The 4,413-nt window shown below is 44.1% G+C and carries 3 protein-coding genes and 1 pseudogene; all 4 read left to right on the forward strand.

The window, feature by feature from the left end; all coding sequences use genetic code 11:
* Window positions 1-121: 121 nt before the first annotated feature.
* Window positions 122-765 (forward strand): annotated as a pseudogene (locus ACSTTO_RS00055) (DNA adenine methylase).
* A gap of 354 nt (window positions 766-1,119) precedes the next feature.
* A complete protein-coding gene (locus tag ACSTTO_RS00060) occupies window positions 1,120-2,109 on the forward strand; it encodes a hypothetical protein (protein ID WP_439271087.1) in 990 nt (329 codons plus the stop codon).
* A 5-nt stretch (window positions 2,110-2,114) separates the two neighbouring features.
* Complete coding sequence (locus ACSTTO_RS00065) at window positions 2,115-3,938, forward strand: ABC transporter ATP-binding protein (protein WP_439271088.1); 1,824 nt, start codon at window positions 2,115-2,117, stop codon at window positions 3,936-3,938.
* A 145-nt stretch (window positions 3,939-4,083) separates the two neighbouring features.
* Window positions 4,084-4,413: helix-turn-helix domain-containing protein (locus tag ACSTTO_RS00070; protein WP_439271089.1), on the forward strand; the 330-nt coding region annotated here is incomplete at its 3' end.

Here is a 4,413-nt window from a genome sequence, read left to right on the forward strand (position 1 = left end):
TAAGATGTGCTGCGGAAGAACACCGCTCGAGACAATGATCGACGGTAAAGCAATCTGGCAGGAAAAATTCCTGGGCTGAATTTAACCTGACAGACGCCACCACAAAACGGATAACTGTCAGATCAAGTCGGAACCTCTACATGTAATCACCCTCTTCCGAATTCTGCAGTGCCACTATCCGCAGTTCATGGAAACGCTCAAATTCCAGATCACCTCTCGCAAAGAGTTTGAACGGCTGTCAAACTGCGATCCGTCCACCCTCACTGATCTGGAGCGCGCAGCGCGTTTTCTTTACCTGCAAAGACTGGCTTTTGGTGGCAAAGTGTCTGGCCATTCATTCGGTGTAGACACAACCGGCCCTGCCCGTTTCAATCTCAATCGCCTTGGCCCCATTCTCGAAGAAGTCCATGAGCGGCTGCCAGTGTGGTGATTGAAAATCTACCATGGCAACAGTTTATTGAGCGATATGATCGACCTGATGCCCTGTTTTATATGGACCCGCCCTATTATGGCTGTGAAAAAGATTACGGAGCGAATGTTTTCAGTCGTGACTAGTTCGCTGTGATGGCAGAGCATCTGGCAGGGATTAAAGGGCGGTTTATTGTCTCTCTGAATGACAAGCCGGAGGTCAGAGAGATATTCTCAACCTTCCAGATTATGGACGTCGGCTTGACCTACACAATCCATGGCGGTGCCGGAACCAATGTCGGTGAGGTCATCATTACCAATCACGATATTGGCTTGCTTAATCAGCTGCGTAACTAAGCATTCATTATGGGGGTATATTGGGCAAGGCCCTTATGGTCACCGCTGAAGTTAAAGCTCCTAATATATTGCTCTTTCGCGAAATTGATTCTCATCTAATTTCATTTTTGTTCAATAATGGGCTTTATCTATATATGGGATAGAAAACATGAGTTCTCAAACTTTGTCGCCTAAGAATACTATTTCTGTAGCAAGCCTTACCAATGGACTGTCAGTCACGCTAACGCGCCCAGAGTGCAACGACTCTCCGTCGGGTTTCAGTAAGCCTGGTACTAATGGCGGCACCCAAGCTTAACTTGGGGTTTTGGGGCGACTTGTTCGCCCCATTTCTTGTTACACGCGGAGAATTTTAATTTGAATAATGATCTTTGGCAAATTGCACCAACAATTTCTCTTCCGGACGATCTAGTTCGGCAATTTTGCGACACATGGCTATTTCAAGATGGTAAAGTTTTATCTCTTGCGGATACACGCGATCAAGCATTAATGACCCAGCTTACCGGTCAAGCAGCGAAGATTTTTTCCGAATGTATCTCGATAGCGCACAAGCACCTGGAGGATGCGGACGCCGGTATCGTTGCGATTGATATACCCTCCGTTTTTGAAGATGCCACAGTGGATGCAATTACTGGCAGCCTCATCGCGGTATCAATATCCCAAGTGATCATGCCAAGTTTTCCCGATCGTGAAAACTTTACCCCATTTTCTATTTTTACTGCTTCCAAAGAGAACAATGAAAAGCTGAACAACGTGGGCATACAGGGAGTATCTCCGACCGACATTCTGGATTTTCATTCAGACGGGTCGATACAAGATGACATTTTATCAGTGCCAGATTACATTTCCATTTATAATATTTTTATAAATTATTCAAAGACAGGGAATTTTTATTGGGTTCCCACATCTAAGATGAAGGATTTTAATTTCTTCACTGAGAAACTTGGCATGAATACAGATTACTGCTTTAGCTTAACCCCAACAGTATATGATAACGGGCAGACAGACGTTAAGATCATTAATCGCCGTGCAAAGGCTTCATTGTTTTGTAAGACTCATGACGGTTCAATTACCACGTTCATGAATGGAACATTTGAAGGACGCGACAGTGATGAGGATGCACGATATATTGATCTCATTAACGAATTTAAGTCCGCAATTTCCAACAACGAGTTTCGTTTATTTATACCGCAGGAAAGCCGTAAGTTAGTCATTTTGAATAACTCTAATGGGTTTCACGCTCGTGACATATTTGAAAATCCAATTGAAGGCCATGAAGTCACTCGCACTTATTTGCGTAGTACATCTATTTCCGGCCATGTTGTAGGGCGCATCATTGAAGGATAATGTTGTTGCTCAAGTATCTTTTTAATTATTTTGAGAGCCTATCGGATTACCATCTGCATGATTTGAAATTGCGTCAGTTTTCTGGCGCGCTTTCAACTTTTAGCGCCCTCATTAAACCTTTCAAGTGGCTTATAGCTGCTTCTGCAATATCCGGCACAGTTCTGACTGTAATTGATCTTTTAAGGCTGTGGGCCATAGCTCATATAATTGATATCGTTGCTCATTCGGATCGTTCCGAACTGACAAGACAAACACTCGTACTTTTTGCAACTCTACTTGCTGCATACATGATCATCGACCCAATTGTTTGGCTTGTGAACTATGCGCTTCGAATGCAGTCACTGCGGTGCCAGACAAAGTCGTCTGTGCTTTGGCAAGCACACAAAGCAGCAACGCGTCACGATATGGAATACTTCCATGTTAACCATGCTGGACAGATAGCTGGACGAGTGGGGCAGTTATCCACTGCAATCCAATCAGGTGTCGAAATATTGGCTGGTCGTTTCCCGCTGGGGTTTGCTCGGTTCATAGGCTCGGCAATACTGATTTTGTTTTTAGCGCCCTTATTTGTTGGCCCCATTGTTCTATGGATTGCGCTTAACTGTTTACTAGCTGTCTTTCTTGTGCCGAAGTTTAACCAGCAGGCGGAAAAGATCTCCGAGACTATGAGTATCGTCAATGGCGCTATTACTGAATATTTTTCGAACATTCGCTCCATCAAGACATTATTTGCATATAGCGTAGAAAACGCTTTTGTACTTTCAGTAATCGACAAGCAAAATTCGACAAATCTAGAAACAAACAGATTAACGACTATTGCAGGTCTTTGTATCCGGATCTTCAACACAGGGTTGGTCGGCTGTATTCTGGGATTGGGGTTATACGGTTTATCACATGGGATACTGTCACCTGGGGAATTTGTAGCTGGCGTTACTTTAGCAGGGGCTATGACTGCAGATGCTGGTTGGTTTATTGCTATCTGGGAGGGGCTTACTCAAACATTTGGTACTATACGTGATGCGCAAACTACACTTCAGGCGAAGCCTACAGTTTGTGATGGTCCTGATATTATAAATGATATCGTATCTCCGCCCATGATTGAATTTCAGAATTTATGCTTCTGGTACGGATCAAAACAGACGCTGAATAATATCTCATTTGACATTAGGCCAGGACAGAAAGTCGGCATAGTTGGCCCATCAGGAGCAGGAAAATCAACACTAATTGATCTTCTGCTCAGACTTTATGACGTAAAATCAGGAAAGATTTTACTCAATGGGCAAGATATACGTTCTGTATCACTGAAGGAACTTAGGCAAAATTTTTCTGTCGTTTCTCAAAACGATACTCTTTTCCATCGTTCGGTTAGGGATAATATCGCCTTCGGCGCAAAAGAATTTTCCTCAAAAGATATTGTTCACGCAGCAGAATTAGCCGATGCAGCAAATTTCATTAGCGAATTACATTCAGCTAGTGACGGATACGAAACTATCGTGGGAGAACGAGGTGCAAGACTTTCCGGGGGGCAGCAACAACGCATACTGCTTGCGCGTGCATTTCTACAGAGACGGCCTGTTCTAATTCTCGATGAAGCAACCTCAGCTTTGGATACAAATAGCGAAAGCCTCATACAAAAGGCCATTGCAGAGTATTCAGATAACACAACGGTTATCGCTATTGCACATCGGCTTTCAACTGTAAGGGATTTCGATAAAATTATCGTCCTTGATAAAGGAAGTGTATCGGCTATTGGCTCTCATGAAGAGTTATTATTGTTAAGTCCTCTCTATCATGAACTATGGAAAAAGCAATCCGGCCTGGTTAGTTAACTAAAGCTAACCTGTATTAGTTTCGACTTGATCTGACACCGCTCCCTTTCCGGCTTAGCGAAACGGGAGCGGTGCAGGCTCTTGCAGAGCCATGTGGTTATCAGTTTTGATGGTGGTGCAATCCAACTCAAAACCGATAACCACAATGTTGCATTCTACAGATAAGATCATCAAACACAAAACAGGCCTGTTAAATCTGGCGCAAGAACTTGGCAATGTTTCGAAAGCCTGTCAGGTGATGGGGCTGTCGCGTGATACCTTTTATGGTTATAAAGCCGCCGTTGAAGACGGTGGTGTTGCCGCACTTCCGGAACGTACCAGACGTAAGCCCAACCTTGCAAACCGTGTCGATAATGCAACTGAACAAGCGGTTCAGGGTTTTGCCCTTGAATTTCCAGCCTATGGTCAGGCACGAACGTCCAATGAACTGCTCAAACTGGGGATATTTATCTCACCCTCTGGTGTGCGTTCCGTC

The sequence above is a fragment of the Pseudochrobactrum albidum genome (assembly GCF_051851455.1).
Taxonomy (GTDB): domain Bacteria; phylum Pseudomonadota; class Alphaproteobacteria; order Rhizobiales; family Rhizobiaceae; genus Pseudochrobactrum.